The organism is Parasphingomonas frigoris (assembly GCF_036663815.1).
In the GTDB taxonomy this organism is placed as follows: domain Bacteria; phylum Pseudomonadota; class Alphaproteobacteria; order Sphingomonadales; family Sphingomonadaceae; genus Sphingomonas.
This window is the reverse complement of sequence record NZ_JAXOJQ010000002.1, coordinates 752719-765981: the sequence shown is the minus strand read 5'-3', so window position 1 is coordinate 765981 and position 13263 is coordinate 752719. Positions and strand designations below refer to the sequence as shown.

The 13263-nt window shown below is 67.7% G+C and carries 19 protein-coding genes; 12 read left to right on the top strand and 7 right to left on the bottom strand.

Translation table 11 applies throughout. From position 1 onward, the window contains the following. Positions 1-16: 16 nt before the first annotated feature. Positions 17-637, top strand: a complete 621-nt coding sequence (locus U1872_RS09065; protein WP_332792553.1) for a J domain-containing protein — start codon at positions 17-19, stop codon at positions 635-637. 88 nt (positions 638-725) lie between these two features. Next, entirely contained in the window at positions 726-1103 is a 378-nt protein-coding gene (locus tag U1872_RS09060; RefSeq protein ID WP_332792552.1) for an endonuclease domain-containing protein, read from the top strand. Between the two features lie 47 nt (positions 1104-1150). Here the strand turns inward: U1872_RS09060 and U1872_RS09055 are convergent, their stop codons facing one another. From U1872_RS09055 to U1872_RS09025, 7 genes are read right to left on the bottom strand one after another with little or no spacing between them, the layout of a single operon-like run. After that, the gene (locus U1872_RS09055; RefSeq protein ID WP_332792551.1) at positions 1151-1624 is read right to left on the bottom strand and encodes an SRPBCC family protein; all 474 of its coding nucleotides are present in this window, start codon (positions 1622-1624) and stop codon (positions 1151-1153) included. Between the two features lie 17 nt (positions 1625-1641). Then, positions 1642-2292 (bottom strand): glutathione S-transferase family protein, encoded by a 651-nt coding sequence (locus U1872_RS09050; protein WP_332792550.1) that lies wholly within the window; start codon positions 2290-2292, stop codon positions 1642-1644. Then, positions 2289-2951 carry a dihydrofolate reductase family protein gene (locus U1872_RS09045; RefSeq protein ID WP_332792549.1) on the bottom strand — a complete coding sequence of 221 codons (663 nt, stop codon included), beginning with the start codon at positions 2949-2951 and terminating at the stop codon, positions 2289-2291. Before U1872_RS09045 ends, U1872_RS09050 begins: the two co-directional genes overlap by 4 nt. Then, positions 2944-3435: a VOC family protein gene (locus U1872_RS09040; RefSeq protein ID WP_332792548.1), complete on the bottom strand. Its 492-nt coding sequence runs from the start codon at positions 3433-3435 to the stop codon at positions 2944-2946. The genes U1872_RS09045 and U1872_RS09040 overlap by 8 nt, the downstream gene beginning before the upstream one ends. Then, the gene (locus U1872_RS09035; RefSeq protein WP_332792547.1) at positions 3432-4214 is read right to left on the bottom strand and encodes a VOC family protein; all 783 of its coding nucleotides are present in this window, start codon (positions 4212-4214) and stop codon (positions 3432-3434) included. Before U1872_RS09035 ends, U1872_RS09040 begins: the two co-directional genes overlap by 4 nt. Before the next feature lie 16 nt (positions 4215-4230). Then, positions 4231-4881, bottom strand: a complete 651-nt coding sequence (locus U1872_RS09030; protein ID WP_332792546.1) for a glutathione S-transferase family protein — start codon at positions 4879-4881, stop codon at positions 4231-4233. Positions 4882-4906: 25 nt separating this feature from the next. Then, positions 4907-5338 (bottom strand): VOC family protein, encoded by a 432-nt coding sequence (locus U1872_RS09025; RefSeq protein ID WP_332792545.1) that lies wholly within the window; start codon positions 5336-5338, stop codon positions 4907-4909. Between the two features lie 140 nt (positions 5339-5478). Between U1872_RS09025 and U1872_RS09020 the strand changes: the two genes are divergently transcribed. The 10 genes from U1872_RS09020 (at position 5479) to U1872_RS08975 (ending at position 13261) form a co-directional block, all read left to right on the top strand. Next, positions 5479-6096: a winged helix-turn-helix transcriptional regulator gene (locus tag U1872_RS09020; RefSeq protein WP_332792544.1), complete on the top strand. Its 618-nt coding sequence runs from the start codon at positions 5479-5481 to the stop codon at positions 6094-6096. Positions 6097-6166: 70 nt separating this feature from the next. Further along, positions 6167-7189: a cobaltochelatase subunit CobS gene (gene cobS, locus U1872_RS09015; RefSeq protein ID WP_332792543.1), complete on the top strand. Its 1023-nt coding sequence runs from the start codon at positions 6167-6169 to the stop codon at positions 7187-7189. After that, positions 7186-7749 (top strand): hypothetical protein, encoded by a 564-nt coding sequence (locus tag U1872_RS09010; RefSeq protein WP_332792542.1) that lies wholly within the window; start codon positions 7186-7188, stop codon positions 7747-7749. Before cobS ends, U1872_RS09010 begins: the two co-directional genes overlap by 4 nt. A gap of 19 nt (positions 7750-7768) precedes the next feature. Continuing rightward, complete coding sequence (mce, locus tag U1872_RS09005) at positions 7769-8209, top strand: methylmalonyl-CoA epimerase (RefSeq protein WP_332792541.1); 441 nt, start codon at positions 7769-7771, stop codon at positions 8207-8209. A 33-nt stretch (positions 8210-8242) separates the two neighbouring features. Next, positions 8243-8491, top strand: a complete 249-nt coding sequence (locus U1872_RS09000) for a hypothetical protein (RefSeq protein ID WP_332792540.1) — start codon at positions 8243-8245, stop codon at positions 8489-8491. After that, on the top strand, positions 8488-8766 hold the full coding sequence (locus tag U1872_RS08995; RefSeq protein WP_332792539.1) for a type II toxin-antitoxin system RelE/ParE family toxin: 279 nt from the start codon (positions 8488-8490) through the stop codon (positions 8764-8766). Before U1872_RS09000 ends, U1872_RS08995 begins: the two co-directional genes overlap by 4 nt. After that, positions 8763-9542 carry an enoyl-CoA hydratase-related protein gene (locus U1872_RS08990; RefSeq protein ID WP_332792538.1) on the top strand — a complete coding sequence of 260 codons (780 nt, stop codon included), beginning with the start codon at positions 8763-8765 and terminating at the stop codon, positions 9540-9542. The genes U1872_RS08995 and U1872_RS08990 overlap by 4 nt, the downstream gene beginning before the upstream one ends. A gap of 115 nt (positions 9543-9657) precedes the next feature. After that, on the top strand, positions 9658-11799 hold the full coding sequence (scpA, locus tag U1872_RS08985) for a methylmalonyl-CoA mutase (protein ID WP_332792537.1): 2142 nt from the start codon (positions 9658-9660) through the stop codon (positions 11797-11799). A gap of 119 nt (positions 11800-11918) precedes the next feature. After that, positions 11919-12911: a biotin synthase BioB gene (bioB, locus tag U1872_RS08980; protein WP_332792536.1), complete on the top strand. Its 993-nt coding sequence runs from the start codon at positions 11919-11921 to the stop codon at positions 12909-12911. Beyond that, on the top strand, positions 12902-13261 hold the full coding sequence (locus tag U1872_RS08975; RefSeq protein ID WP_332792535.1) for a lysozyme inhibitor LprI family protein: 360 nt from the start codon (positions 12902-12904) through the stop codon (positions 13259-13261). Before bioB ends, U1872_RS08975 begins: the two co-directional genes overlap by 10 nt. Positions 13262-13263 lie beyond the last annotated feature (2 nt).

The following is a 13263-nucleotide window of genomic DNA, read 5'->3' as shown; positions in this document are numbered from 1 at the left end:
GTTGAGGGAGCCCCGCGTGGCGCGCGAGGACGACAAGAAAGACGGCGCGAGAGAGCGCCCCGCCCCGCGCTTCCACGGCCGGGTCGAGGGCAGCGGGCGCGTGTGCGAGGAGCCGGGCTGCGATCTGGCGGGCGAATTCCGCGCGCCGGCGGGCGATTTACCGCGCTTCGCAGGCGATGGTCCGCGGCCGTATCGTTGGTTCTGCCTCGATCATGTCCGCGCGTTCAACGCGCGCTACAATTTCTTCACCGGCATGAGCGCCGAGGAAATCCACGCGCAGCAGCGGCCGTTCGCCGGATGGGAGCGCGAGACGCGCGCCTTTGCGCATTCGGGCGCCGACGTGCCGCCGAAATGGGGCGATTTCAGTGACCCGCTCGATGCGATCGGCGCGCGGTTTCGGCGTGCGGCCGAGCCGGCGCGGAAGGACGGGCGGCCGTTGTCGGAGGTCGACCGGCGTTCGCTCAAGGTGCTGGGGCTGGCGGCGGATGTCGACCGGCGCGGGTTGCGCGAGAAGTATGCGGAACTGGTGCGGAAATATCATCCTGATCGCAATGGCGGAGATCGCGGTTTCGAGGCCAAGCTGCAGGAGGTGATCGCGGCGTACACGCAGCTGAAGGGCGCGCCGGCGTTCGCTTGAAGGGGTTGTTTTAACGGTGTAAATTCCTTCCTCGCGCAGCGCGGGAGGAGGACCATGAGCGTTCAGCGAATGGTGGAGGGGGGCGCCGGTGGAGGTGAAGGGCACCCGCCGGGTCCGCGTTGCCGCCAAGCGGTTGCGGCGCGAGATGTCGTTGCCCGAGGTGTTGCTGTGGGAGGTTCTCCGTAGCCAGCCGGGGGGATACCGGTTCCGCCGGCAGGCGCCTGCTGGAGACTATGTGCTGGATTTTTACTGCGGGCCGGCGCGGCTTGCGATCGAGGTGGATGGCGAGGCGCATTCGCGGGGGGATCGGCCGGTGCGCGATGCGGTGCGCGATGCCTGGTTGGAGCAGCGTGGAGTGGCGGTGCTGCGGGTACGGGCTGAGGATGTGTTGCGCGATCTGGACTCGGTCGTTCGGTCCATCAATTCCGAGGTTGGCGCGCGCTTCCCCCCTCCACCACCAGCCTGAAGGAGGCTGGTGGTCCCCCTCCCCCGCTTTGCGGGGGAGGAATTGAGTTAGGCGATGCGCTTGGCCACTTCCTCCAACTGTTCGGCGACCTTGCCCCAGCCTTCGACGAAACCCATCGCTTCGTGCTGCGCCTTCGCCTCGGCGCTCCAGTGGCGCGCGGTGGCGGTGTAGCGGGTGGCGCCGGCCTCGTCGGCGAATTCCATGATGCCGACGATGAACGGCCCCTGCGGGTGCCAGCCCGCGCTGAACGCGTCGGTGAAGACGATCCGCTGCTGCGGCACGATTTCGAGATAGACGCCCTCCTGCGGCGATTCCTCGCCATTGGGCCCGCGCATGATCATCGCCGAGCGGCCGCCGGGGCGCATGTCCTGCTCGAGGAGCTCGACGCTCCACGGCTTGGGGCACCACCATTCGGCGAGGTAATCGGTATAGGCGCGCCAGACCGCTTCGCGCGGGGCGTCGATCAGCCGCGTGATCGTCAGGTCGTGGGGGCCGGCGTCGGTCGGCGAGGTATCGTCCATCATGTCTCTCCTGGGGATCAATCGCGGTCGGGTGCGCCGAGCGGGAAATAGTGGCGGTAGGGCCGCGCCTCGTCGACGCAGCGCGCCACCGACGTGCGGGCGAGGACGCGCGCGCGGTACCCTTTCAGCACGGCGAAGCGATCGGCGATCGGGTGGACCCAGTCGGCATAGAAAAGCGATGGCGCCCCGGCGCAGTCGGCGAGCGTGAAGGCATCGCCCGCCGCCCAGACGCGCCCGGCGAGCCGCGTGTCGAGCCAGCCATAGATCTGGTCGAGCGCGGTCCCGACGCTTGCGGCGAGGTCGGGGTCGCGCCGCTCGGGCGGGCGCATCGCGTCGACCACGGCGCGCGTCATGACGTTCATCACATGGTTGTCGAACACGCGGTCGAGCATCCGCACCTCGAGCGCGACGGCGGGATCCGCGGGGAGGAAAAGCACCGGGCCGGTATGGCGGGTCTGCAGATATTCGATGATCGTGCTGGTCTCGACCACCACGCGCTCGCCCTCGCGCAGCACCGGGAACTTGCCGACCGGCCACAGCGCGGCGAGTGTCGCCTTGTGCGCGGGATCCTCGATCATGCGGAAGGTGAAGGGGGTGGCGTTCTCGTGGAGCGCGATCAGCACCTTCCACGTGTAGGACGAGAAGGGATGGCCGAAGAGCTCGATCACCAGCTGCCCTCCGCCATGCGGCGCTGGCGCTTGCGCTCGGGCGGGCTGTCGACATTGCCGAACGCGCCCGCGCCGACCGCGCCGGCGGGTTCGTAGGTCGCGATTACCGTGCCGCCGGGGGTGACGCTGTGGCCGGTCATCCGTAGCGTGAGGGGCGGGGTGTCGGCGCCGAACAGCCGCTTGCCGGTGCCGAGCACGACCGGCAGCGTATAGAGCTTGAGCTGATCGAGCAGTCCCTCGGCGAGCAGGGCGGGGTAGAGCGTGCTGCTGCCCTGGATCAGCAGATCGGGACCGTCGCTGTGTTTCAGCGCGGCGACCGCGGCCATGTCGGCGAGCCGGTGGCTGTTGGCCCAGGCGAGCGGCTGTGCGCCGCGGGTCAGGACGTATTTGTTCGCCGCGGTGAAGGCGTCGCCCATCGGCTTCGCGTGGCCGTCGACATAGGGCCAATAGGCGGCGAAGATGTCGTAGGTGCGCCGGCCGAGCAGCAGGTCGTACGGCCCCGCGAAGAACGCGCCGACCGCGTCGCCGACGGCTTCGTCCGAGACCGGGAACATCCAGCCGCCGTGGGGAAAGCCGTTGGTCGGGTCCTCGCTCGGTCCGCCCGGCGCCTGAATCACGCCGTCGAGCGACTGAAACATCCCGCCGATGATTCTACGCAAGCACCGGCTCCCCTGCCACCGCCGACTCGATCGCGGCGATGTCGATCTTGCGCATCGTCATCATCGCCGTAAAGGCGCGGCCGGCGGCGGCGGGATCGGGGTTGGAGATCGCGCGCATCAGCGCGCGCGGGGTGATCTGCCACGACAGGCCCCATCTGTCCTTGCACCAGCCGCACGCATTCTCGCTTCCCCCGCCGCCGACGATCGCGTCCCAATAAAGATCGGTCTCCTCCTGTGTGTCGGTGTAAATCTGGAAAGAGACCGCGTCGCTGTGCGGATGGCCGGGGCCGCCGTTGAGGCCGAGGAACGCCATGCCGCAGGCGGTGAACTCGACGGTCAGCGCATCGCCCTGCGTGCCCGCGGGATAATCGCCCGGCGCGCGGTGGACCGCGTCGACATGGCTGTCGGGGAAAGTCGCGGCGTAGAAGGTCGCGGCTTGCTCGGCGGTGCCGTCGTACCACAGGCAGGGGACGATCTTGTTCACGCAGTGGCGCCTTCGCCTGGGCCGACCACGCCGAACACGCTTCCGTGCGGGTCGCTGGCGACGATGATGCGGTCGCCGCCGGGCACGTCCATCGGGCCCATCATCAGCGTGCCGCCGGCCTCGGCGACCTTCACGGCCGCCGCTTCGATATCGGGCGCGCGGAAGTAGAATTGCCAGCCGGGCGGCGGGCCTTCGCCGGGATGGCGCATCGTCGCGCCGAAGGTCGTGTCGCCGACCGCGATGAAGCGGTATTCGCCCATCGGGCCCATCGGCATCACGTCGGGATAGTTCCAGTGGAAGACGCTGCGGTAGAAGGCGTCGCCGGCTTCCTGGTCGGGGGTGATCAGCTCGTTCCAGTTGCACTTGCCCATGCCGGTGCGTTCATAGGCGGTGCTGTCCGCATCGCTGTCGCCGCGCATGATGTAGAACGGAATGCCCTGCGGATCGGCGACCACCGCCATGCGGCCGACGCCGGGGATGCTCCACGGGCCCATCTGCACCGCGCCGCCAGCGGCCTTGATGGCCTCGACAGACGCATCGACATCGTCGACGCCGATGTAGAACAGCCAGCCGGGCTTGGCGCCGCCCTGGGCCATTTCGTCGCTGAGCCGCATCACGCCACCGACCGCGCCGTGGCCGGTTTCGATCATGCGATAGTCCATGTCGGGGGCGGGCTCGCCGATCTGCCAGCCGATGACATGATCGTAGAACGCCTTCGACGCGCGCGGGTCGGCGCTCACCAGTTCGTACCAGATCGGCGTGCCATGGGGATTGGTCATCGCTCGGGCCTCCTCATTAGGCGGGGACGGGTTCCTCGGCGTACAACGCGAGCTGGTCGGCGAGCGCGCGTTCGAACGCGGGGCGGGCGGTGCAGCGCGCGCGATAGGCGGCGAGCGTCGGGAAGCCTTCGAACAATTCCTTGCTCGGTCCGATGCGCAGCACCGCCGCCATCACCAGGTCGCCGACGGTGAAGCTGTCGCCGCCGAGATAGGGCTGGTCGCCGAGCGCCGCCGCCACCCCGCCGAGTCGTGCGCGCGCCGCCTCCAGGACGCTCGGGCGACGCTGCGCCGACCACGGCTTGTCGGCCTCGAACAGGTCGCAGCGCACCAGATCCATCAGGCAGGGTTCGACCGAATTGAGCGCGGCGATCACCCATTGCTCGGCGATCGCGCGGCCCGCGGCATCGTCGGGCAGCAGCCCCGCGCCGCGGCGCGCGATGTGCAGGACGATCGCGCCCGATTCGAACAGCGCGATGCCGTCGTCGCGATAGGTCGGCACCTGGCCGAAGGGTTGCAGGCGGCGATGCTCGGGGGTCTTGGCGTCGCGGATCAGATCGACGGCGTAGCGCTCGCCAATCTCCTCGAACGCCCAGCGCGCGCGCAGATCGCGCACCTGCCCGCGGGCGAAGGTCGGGACCCAGGCGAAGGTGGTGATGGTCGGGGTCATCGGTACCGCTCCTTAAGTGCCAGGATCAGTCGGCGAGCGCCGCTTCGGAAGGCGCGGCTGGGACGGCGGACTCGTCCATCCAGACCGGGCCGAAGCCATGGCCGTCGGGATCCTCGACGCCGCGCGAATACATAAAGCCTTCGTCCTCGGCGCCGTGGACTTCACGCCCGCCCGCGGCGATCGCGACGGCAGCAAAGGCATCGACCGCTTCGCGCGTGTCGAGCGCCAGTGCGAACAGCGGGCCACCGGTCGTCCGCGCATTGCCCGGCGGCTTGGGCGAAATCCCGCGATAGACCGGGTGGCTGAGCAGGTTGAAGGTGATGGTGTCGGACCACGCCATCGAGGCGGCGGCGTCGCTGGAGAAGGCTTGGTTCTTGGTGCAGCCGATCGCCTCGTAAAAGGCGGTTGATGCCGCGATGTCGGCGACGGGCAGGCTGATGAAGATCCTTTTGGTCATGGCGCAACACTCCGGTGCGATTCCAGGTTTGCATGGGATGCCGCTGCCGCTTATGAAATACAACCATGAAGTTAGAAAAAGTGACTAATCTATCTGATGGTGCGTCGAAGCGTTGGTACGGCGACGCTTGTGGCACTGCGTTGGCGCTCGAATTCGTCGGCGAACGCTGGGCGCTGCTGATCATCCGCGAACTGCTGCTGGGCCCGCGCCGCTTCGGCGAGATTCGCAGCGGCCTGCCGGGGGTGAGCGCGAATGTGCTGACGCAGCGGCTGCAGGGGCTCGAGGCGGCGGGCGTGCTGACGCGCGAGACGTTGCCGCCGCCGGCCAATGTGCAGGTCTATGGCCTGACACCGTGGGGGTATGAGGCCGAGCCGATCGTCATGGCGCTCGGCCGCTGGGCGCTGCGCTCGCCCGCGCACGACCCGTCGCTGCCTTTCTCGCGCGTCGCGCTGATGCTTGCGTTGCGGATGATGTTCGATCCCGCAAAAGCAGAGGGCTTTGCCGCGCGGATCGGATTTTCGCTGGGGAACGAGCGGTATGTGGCGGCGATCGGCGATGGCGGTCTGACGCTCGCCCGCGATGGAATCGCGCAAGCGGACGCGGTGCTGGCGGGCGAGCCCAACGCGTTCCTGCCGGCGCTGTTCGGAACGACGCCGCTCGCCGAGGTGGTCGCGGGCGGGCGGCTTTCGGCCAGCGGCGATGTGGCGCGTGCCGCGCAATTTTGCACCCTGTTTGCGCTACCCGCCAAGATTGCATGAAACTCGCGTCTCGACTTGGCGCGATCCGACCGGCTAGGGAGGGGCGACCTTCTTGCAGAGCATTTTCAGCATGACCACGATTCCGAACACCCAGCCCGATAGCCGCGAGACGACGATCCTCGACGCGCCCGACCAGATGAAGAAAGTCCGCGACCTGTTCGGGATCGATTCGGATATGGAAGTCCCGGCCTTCTCGGTCGCCGACGAGCGCGTGCCCGATCTCGACCCGGCCTATGTGTTCGACAAGGACACGACGCTCGCGATCTGCGCGGGCTTCGCGTTCAACCGCCGCGTGATGGTGCAGGGCTATCACGGCACGGGCAAGTCGACGCATATCGAGCAGATCGCCGCACGCCTCAACTGGCCGTGCATTCGGATCAACTTGGACGCGCACATCAGCCGCATCGATCTCGTCGGGCGCGATGCGATCGTCTTGAAGGACGGCCAGCAGGTCACCGAATTCCGCGAGGGGCTGCTGCCCTGGGCGCTGCAGACGCCGACCGCGCTCGTGTTCGACGAATATGACGCGGGCCGCCCCGACGTGATGTTCGTGATCCAGCGCGTGCTTGAGACCGAGGGCAAGCTGACGCTGCTCGACCAGAACCGCGTGATCCGCCCGAACCCGTTCTTCCGCCTGTTCGCGACCGCCAACACGGTCGGCCTGGGCGACACGTCGGGGCTGTATCATGGCACGCAGCAGATCAACCAGGGCCAGATGGACCGCTGGAACATCGTCGTCACGCTCAACTACCTGCCTGCCGCGGTCGAGGCGCAGATCGTGCTGGCCAAGTCGGGCGAGTATGACCAGCCCGAGGGCAAGAAACAGGTCGACAACATGGTGCGCGTCGCGGACCTGACGCGGCGCGGTTTCGTCAACGGCGACATCTCGACGGTGATGAGCCCGCGCACGGTGATCACCTGGGCCCAGAACACGCTGATCTTCGGCGATGTCGGCTTCGCGTTCCGCCTGTCGTTCCTCAACAAGTGCGACGAGACCGAGCGGTCGTTGGTCGCCGAATATTATCAGCGCGTGTTCGGCAAGGACCTGCCCGAGAGCGTCGTCGCGACGACCGCCAAGGTCGGCGCAAAGTGATCGTCGCGGCGCTCCTGCTTCAAGCGGCAGCGCCGGCGGCGCCCGCATCTGTACCGGCGCCGGCGCCCTGGTCGATCCAGAAGCGCACCACCGGAAAGAGCCTCGCGACGTCGAGCTCGGCCTGGTCGAGCGACAATAATGCGCGCTTCGTGCTGCGCTGCGACGCGGCCGGCGAGAAGATCGTCTCGCTGCAGTTCATCCCGCGCACGGGCTTTGCCGCCGCCTTGCCGCGTCCGGTGTCGATCAACGTCGACGATGGCGGCTGGCTCGGCACCAACTGGCAGTTTCCCGGCAGCGGCGCGTTCATCAGCGAAGACGTGATCGTGTCGAACCTCGCCGCGATGATCGCGCGCGGCAAGACGATTCGCGTCCGCGCGATCGACCCCGACAACAAGCCGGTCGATGCGAGCTTCGCCGGCCCGGGCGAGGTGCCGGTGCGGCAAGTGCTGGCGGCGTGCGACTATCAGCTCGGCGTCGCGCCCTCGCGGGCCGGTGCGCCTGCCGCCGCCGCCGCGCACGACCCGGCCGCGAAGCCGCCGCAGCCCGACCCCGATGAGTGACGAACGACAGGAGCAACGCATGGCGTCCCCATCCCCCGCGATGACCACGCTCGGTCGGCTCAACCATGTCGGTGTGGCGACCCCTTCGATCGAGCGCTCGATCGCGCTGTACCGCGATCTGCTCGGCGCGACCGCGATCGGCGCGCCGTTCGACTTGCCCGCGCAAGGCGTGAAGGTCTGCTTCATCGACACGCCCAACACGCAGATCGAACTGATCGAGCCGTATGACGACAGCTCGCCGATCGCGGGCTTCCTGCGTAAGAATCCGGCGGGCGGGCAGCACCACGTCTGTTTCGAAGTGCCCGACATCCATGTCGCGGTCGCCGATCTGAAGGCGAAGGGCGCGACCGTGCTCGGCGAGCCGCGGATCGGCGCGCATGGCACGCCGATCGTGTTTATCCACCCCAGGGACATGGGCGGGATGCTGGTCGAGCTGATGGAGACGCCTGCGCACGGCTAGCGTCAGACTGCGTTCGCGCGTATAGTCGCGTGCGTGAACGCCCCCAAACCCAACCTCCAGCCAGTCGATGACGATATCGGGCCGCTCGACGAGCATGGCCAGCAGATCTGGTCGCCCGAGACCGAGGCGATGATGGCGCGTTTGCACGCCGATCCTGACTATTGGGCCGGAATCGAAGAGGCCGAGGCCGACATTGCGGCGGGGCGTGTCTATACGTCCGAGGAAGTCGAGGCGCATTTTGATGAGCGCAAGCGGCGCTGGCTGGCCGAACGCAATCTGTGAGGGTCGTCTGGTCGCTGCGTTCGCTGGGCGACCTGGACCGTATCTGGCTGTTCCTGGCCCAGCGCGACATCGATCTTGCGCATCGCACGATTGCGACGATACGCCTACGAGCGCAGCGGTTGGTTGCCTATCCGCAGCTTGGCCGGCCGGTCGGTCGCGCGTATCGGGAATGGTCGATCATCGAAGTACGATATGTTGTGACCTATGCGATATCTGACGGACAGGTCCGCATCGTCCGCGTCCACCACGCCCGCGAAAACAGGGAAACGCCATGACCATGATGATCCAGTCCGAACGGCGCGGCGCCGTGCTCGTCCTCACGCTCGACCGGCCCGAGCGGCTCAACGCCGCGCCGCCGGAGATGTTCGTCGCTCTGCGGCAGGCGCTGGCGTCGCTCGACGGCGCGCGCGCGGTGCTGATCGCGGGGGCGGGGCGCGCGTTTTGCTCGGGTGCCGATGTCGGTGGCGGGGCGCTCGGCAGCGACGATCCCGGCAACACGACCTTTGCTGCGCTGACCGACAGCTACAATCCGACGATGGCGGCCCTCGCCGATCTGCCCGTGCCCATCGTCAGCGCGGTGCGCGGGCCGGCGGCGGGGATCGGGTGCAGCCTGGCACTCGCCGCCGATTTCTGCGTCGCGAGCGAGACCGCCTATTTCCTCCAGGCCTTCGTCAACATCGGCCTCGTGCCCGATGGCGGGGCGAGCTGGATGCTACCGCGGCTGATCGGCAAGGCACGTGCGAGCGAGATGATGCTGCTCGGCGAGAAGGTGCCCGCGGCCAAGGCGCTCGAGTGGGGGATGATCCATCGCGTGGTCGCCGACGATGCCCTCGATGCCGCTGCGTTCGCTTTGGCCGAGCGGCTGGCAGCGGGCCCGACCGTCGCGCTCGGCCTGATACGCCGCCAGATCCGCAGCGCCTACGAAAGCGATTATGCCGCGGCGATGCTGCAGGAAGCGGAAAACCAGCGGCTGGCGCGCGGCTCGGCGGATTCGACCGAAGGCGGGATCGCCTTCCTGCAGAAGCGCAAACCCGTCTTCACGGGCGCCTGACACCGGCCTGACCGCAGCGCGGAGGGAGCGCGCCGGTCCGGTTGTCAAGCGGCGCGGAGCGTTCCATAGGCCGTTGCAACTGGGCCCCGGCCTTCGCCGGGGACGCGGATATGGTATGACCGACGAACCAACGCTGGAAGACTGGCAGGCCGCTGCCGCCAAGGAGGTCAAGGGCAAGGACCTGACCTGGCACACGCCCGAGGGGATCGCGGTCAAGCCGCTCTACACCGCAGCGGACACGGCCGAGATCGACCCCGGCCTGCCGGGCTTCGCGCCGTTCACGCGCGGCGTGCGCGCGTCGATGTATGCGGGGCGGCCGTGGACGATCCGCCAGTACGCGGGCTTCTCGACCGCCGAGGCGTCGAACGCCTTCTATCGCCGCAACCTCGCCGCCGGCCAAAAGGGCCTGTCGGTCGCGTTCGATCTCGCGACGCATCGCGGCTACGATAGCGACCATCCGCGCGTGACCGGCGACGTCGGCAAGGCCGGCGTGGCGATCGACACGATCGACGACATGAAGATCCTGTTCGACGGCATTCCGCTCGACAAGATGTCGGTGTCGATGACGATGAACGGCGCGGTGATCCCGATCCTCGCTTTCTTCATTGTCGCCGGCGAGGAGCAGGGCGTGCCGCAGCATCTGCTCGACGGGACCATCCAGAACGACATCCTCAAGGAGTTCATGGTCCGCAACACGTACATCTACCCGCCTGAGCCGAGCATGCGGATCATCTCGGACATCATTGGCTACACTTCGGCGCACATGCCGAAGTTCAACTCGATCTCGATTTCCGGCTATCACATGCAGGAAGCGGGCGCGACGCAGCTGCAGGAGCTGGCGTTCACGATTGCCGATGGCCGCGAATATGCCAAGGCAGCGATGGCGTCCGGGCTCGATCTCGATGCGTTTGCCGGGCGGCTGTCGTTCTTCTTTGCGATCGGCATGAACTTCTTCATGGAGGTCGCCAAGCTGCGCGCGGCGCGCAAGCTGTGGCACCGCGTGATGACCGATCTCGGTGCAAAGGATGAGCGCTCGAAGATGCTGCGCACGCATTGCCAGACGAGCGGCGTGTCGCTGACCGAGCAGGATCCGTATAACAATGTGATCCGCACTACGGTCGAGGCGATGGCGGCGATGCTGGGGGGGACGCAATCGCTCCACACCAACGCGCTCGACGAGGCGATCGCTTTGCCGACCGATTTCTCGGCACGGATCGCGCGCAACACGCAGATCGTGCTGCAGGAAGAGACGGGGATGACCAAGGTCGTCGATCCGCTCGGCGGCAGCTATTATATCGAGAGCCTGACCGAGGAGCTGGTCGACAAGGCGTGGGAGATCATCCAGCGCGTTGAGGCCGAGGGCGGGATGGCGCAGGCCGTCGCGGCGGGCTGGCCCAAGGCGATGATCGAGGAAGCTTCCGCCGGACGTGCGGCGCGCGTCGACAAGGGCGAGGACGTCATCGTCGGCGTCAACAAGTACAAGCTCGCCGAGCAGGACCCGATCGACATCCTCGACGTGGACAACGTCGCGGTGCGCGAATCGCAGATCGCGCGGATCGCACGGTCGAAGGCCGGGCGCGACGAGGCGAAATGCACCGCCGCGCTCGACGCGTTACGCGAGGGCGCGCGGGGCACGGCGAACGTTCTGCACCTCGCGGTCGAATGCGCCCGCCAGCGCGCGACGCTCGGCGAGATTTCCTCGGCGATGGAGGATGTGTTCGGGCGCTACGATACCGTGCCGACGCCGGTCTCCGGCATTTACGGCGGCGCGCACGAATTCGACGCCGCGTGGCAAGGCCTCAAGGAAGGCGTCGTCTCGCTCGAGACGCGCAACGGCCGCCGTCCGCGCATGCTCGTCGCCAAGATGGGGCAGGACGGGCACGACCGCGGCGCGAACCTCGTCTCGTCGGCGTTCGGCGATCTCGGGTTCGATGTGGTGCCGGGGCCGCTGTTCCAGACGCCGTCCGAAGCCGCCAAGCTCGCGATCGAAAGCGACGTCGACGTGGTCGGTGCATCTTCGCTGGCGGCAGGACACAAGACGCTGATCCCCGAGCTGATCGGCCATCTGCGCGAGGCGGGCCGCGGCGACATCAAGGTGATCGCGGGCGGGGTGATCCCGGCGCAGGATTATCAGGTGTTGCGCGACGCTGGCGTGCAGGGGATTTTCGGGCCCGGGACCAATCTGGTCGAAGCCGCGGGCGAAGTATTGCGATTGCTGGGGCACAATATGCCGCCGGTCGAGGAAGATGTGAAATGAGTGATGTACGCGAGTCCCCCTCCCGCTTGCGGGAGGGGCTAGGGGAGGGCCTGTCAACGAGCGATGGCGCCATTGGCACGCCCCTCCCCCAACCCCTCCCGCAAGCGGGAGGGGAGCAGGTGCGCACCGACTGGACTCGCGCCGAAATCGCCGCTTTGTTCGATCTCCCCTTCGACGAACTGATGTTCCGCGCGCAGACGACGCACCGCGCGCATCACGCCGCGGGCGAGGTGCAGCTGTGCACGCTCTTGTCGATCAAGACCGGCGGCTGCCCCGAGGATTGCGGCTATTGCAACCAGTCCGCCTCGGCTGAGACCGAGCTCAAGGCGAGCAAGCTGATGGACGTCCGCGCGGTGCTGCAATCGGCGGCACAGGCGCGCGATGCGGGGAGCCAGCGCTTCTGCATGGGCGCCGCCTGGCGCAACCCCAAGGACAAGGACATGCCCGCGATCATCGAGATGGTGCAGGGCGTCCGCCAGATGGGGATGGAAACCTGCATGACGCTCGGCATGCTGACGCCGGCCCAGGCCGAGCAGCTCGCCGCGGCGGGGCTCGATTACTACAACCACAACATCGACACCTCGCCGGAAAAATACGCCGATGTCATCACCACGCGCACCTTCCAGGACCGGCTCGACACGCTCGAAAACGTCCGTGAGGCGGGGATCAACGTGTGCTGCGGCGGGATCGTCGGAATGGGCGAGACGCGCGGCGATCGGGTCGGCTTCGTCCATGCGCTCGCGACGCTGCCGCGCCACCCCGAGAGCGTGCCGGTCAATGCGCTGGTGCCAGTCAAGGGTACGGTGCTCGGCAACATGCTCGCCGACACGCCGCTCGCCGCGATTGACGATATCGAGTTCGTCCGCACCGTCGCGGTCGCGCGGATCACGATGCCGCTGAGCATGGTGCGGCTGTCGGCCGGGCGCGAGAGCATGTCCGAGGCGACGCAGGCGCTATGCTTTATGGCAGGCGCGAACTCGATCTTTACCGGCGACAAGCTGCTCACCACGGGCAATGCCGGTGACGACAAGGATGCCGCGCTGCTGGCGAAACTCGGGCTCGTGCCGATGGTTGGGGAGGAACCGATGCGAAAGGAAAAGACATGTTGCTGATCGCCCTGCTCCTTACCGCCGCCGCGCCCGTCCAGACCCAGGCGGCGATGAACCGCAGCGCAGGCTCAAGCTATGCGCAGGCCGACGCCGCGATGACCGCGCAGTGGAAGCGGACCTACGCCTATATGAAGGGCCGCGATGCGCAGGACACGTCGCGCGGCGGCGGGTTCGGTTATGCGGGCGCGTTGCTGGAGAGCCAACGCGCCTGGCTCAAGTATCGCGATACGCAGTGCGTGGTCGAGGGCGGGGTCTATGCTGGCGGATCGATGCAGCCCATGGTGAGCGCGCAGTGCCGCGCGACCCTCACGCGGGCGCGGACCGCGCAGCTCAAGGCGCTGGTCGCGCGGTGACG

What these genes read in the sequence shown, in the direction of transcription:
- U1872_RS08975 (WP_332792535.1), top strand. Translation starts at nt 12,902, where the DNA reads ATGTTGCTGATCGCCCTGCTCCTTACCGCCGCCGCGCCCGTCCAGACC.
- U1872_RS09030 (WP_332792546.1), bottom strand. Translation starts at nt 4,881, where the DNA reads ATGACCCCGACCATCACCACCTTCGCCTGGGTCCCGACCTTCGCCCGC.
- U1872_RS09025 (WP_332792545.1), bottom strand. Translation starts at nt 5,338, where the DNA reads ATGACCAAAAGGATCTTCATCAGCCTGCCCGTCGCCGACATCGCGGCA.
- mce (WP_332792541.1), top strand. Translation starts at nt 7,769, where the DNA reads ATGGCGTCCCCATCCCCCGCGATGACCACGCTCGGTCGGCTCAACCAT.
- U1872_RS09055 (WP_332792551.1), bottom strand. Translation starts at nt 1,624, where the DNA reads ATGGACGATACCTCGCCGACCGACGCCGGCCCCCACGACCTGACGATC.
- U1872_RS09035 (WP_332792547.1), bottom strand. Translation starts at nt 4,214, where the DNA reads ATGACCAATCCCCATGGCACGCCGATCTGGTACGAACTGGTGAGCGCC.
- cobS (WP_332792543.1), top strand. Translation starts at nt 6,167, where the DNA reads ATGACCACGATTCCGAACACCCAGCCCGATAGCCGCGAGACGACGATC.
- scpA (WP_332792537.1), top strand. Translation starts at nt 9,658, where the DNA reads ATGACCGACGAACCAACGCTGGAAGACTGGCAGGCCGCTGCCGCCAAG.
- U1872_RS08990 (WP_332792538.1), top strand. Translation starts at nt 8,763, where the DNA reads ATGACCATGATGATCCAGTCCGAACGGCGCGGCGCCGTGCTCGTCCTC.